We start from the raw sequence: 1,535 nt of genomic DNA, 5'->3' as shown, positions 1-1,535 counted from the left end.
AAGACCAATCAACAAGAGATCCCTCCGGCAACATCGGTAGTAAATACATCAACAAGAAAAAGAAACCTACCCCAATCAGCGCCCCAAATACATATGGCAAGAACTGCTTGAAAACCCATTTGAAGAATCCAGTGATCATGGCCTATCCTTGCAGTAGTGACGGTCAATAAACTTAGCAAAAGGTGTATCACCTATTGTAACCCGCTTCTCACCCACAAGGAAACTCTCTTTGACATCCTAACGAAGAAATTTTCTAAAGACTTGCTTTTTCCTGCAGAGACTCGGATCATGCTGGAAGGATGGTGCAGCGCAACACGGAAAGAGAGCAACGGATGAACCCCAATCATATCCAGATCCTCGAACAAAAAGTGGCTGAGCTGTTGGCTTTGAGTCACTCCCTGCTCGGCGAGGAAGCAACCCGTAAAATCGCCCATGCCGCACAACTGGCGCAAGATTTCCACCAAGGGCAAGTACGCAAATTGGATGGCAGCCCCTATGTCATCCACTGTGTTGAAGTGGCCCACCATGCCCTCTCCTGGGGCATGACCGATGTGGCCGGCACCTGTGCTGCACTGCTCCACGACTCCATCGAAGATGCTCCCGAAGATATGGAGCCAGAACGGCGTTTGATGGAGTTTGATGCCCATGTCTATGAAATTGTACAATCACTCTCCAAAATTCGCAGCCTGCAAACCGGCAGCGGTGATCTGCCGGCCACCTATCGCCGTATTCTGAGCGCGGCAGCCAAAGATTTGCGTGTTTTGGTGATTAAAATTTTTGATGTCTACCACAACTCCGGCAGCTTGGAGGTGCACGGCAAGGTCAATGCCAAAAACAAAGCCAGCCTGGCTTTGATCTATGTTGGTGTGGCGCGCCGTTTAGGCATCATGGCTCTGGCCGACGCCTTGATCGAACGCATTCTGCCGCATCTGATGCCGGTACAATATTTTCGGGCCCGCGCCACCCTGGAAGAGATGCAGGCACGCGGTGCACCGGGCATGGAACAGATTATTCCGCAACTTGCTGTGGTGCTCAAACCGGGATATGCCACCGATTATGCCATCGAGGCCAGGACAGTCGGTGACTATTTTTTTCTGACCGAACAGCCTGGCACCGGTCAGTTGATGCGCATCAGTTGGCCCACCTATCGTCTGCGTTTGCTGGTGGAGGATGATGAGACTGCCTGGCGGGTTTTGGGCAAAATGCACAGCCATTTTGGACCTTTGCCCAGACATGTGCGCGACTATCTGAACGCACCGCGTGTCAACGGCTTCCATGCCCTCACCACCCGCATCATCTGGGATGGGCATCCCCTCAATATTCAGGTGGTACGCAAACAGGATGAGCTGGCCAACCGCCTGGGCATTTTGGCAGAATGGGGGGTCAGCGGTCCCGATCCCGTCCGCTATATGCGCCTGCTGGCCACTTTAGGTGATAGCGATTTGCGCATGTCGGAGGTGCATGCCCATGTCCTTCCTGACATGCTCGATGTCTACACGCCCAAAGGGGATCGCTTTACCTTTCCTGTCGATTCA

1 protein-coding gene is annotated in these 1,535 nt (G+C 52.8%); it reads left to right on the top strand.

The features are described from left to right. Positions 1-332: 332 nt before the first annotated feature. Positions 333-1,535, top strand: a 1,203-nt coding sequence (locus EJP87_RS16180; protein ID WP_193771466.1) for an HD domain-containing protein, incomplete at its 3' end; no start/stop codon positions are given.

Source organism: Candidatus Magnetaquicoccus inordinatus, assembly GCF_004217665.1.
Taxonomy (GTDB): domain Bacteria; phylum Pseudomonadota; class Magnetococcia; order Magnetococcales; family Magnetaquicoccaceae; genus Magnetaquicoccus; species Magnetaquicoccus inordinatus.
This window is presented reverse-complemented; position numbering and strand designations above follow the sequence as displayed.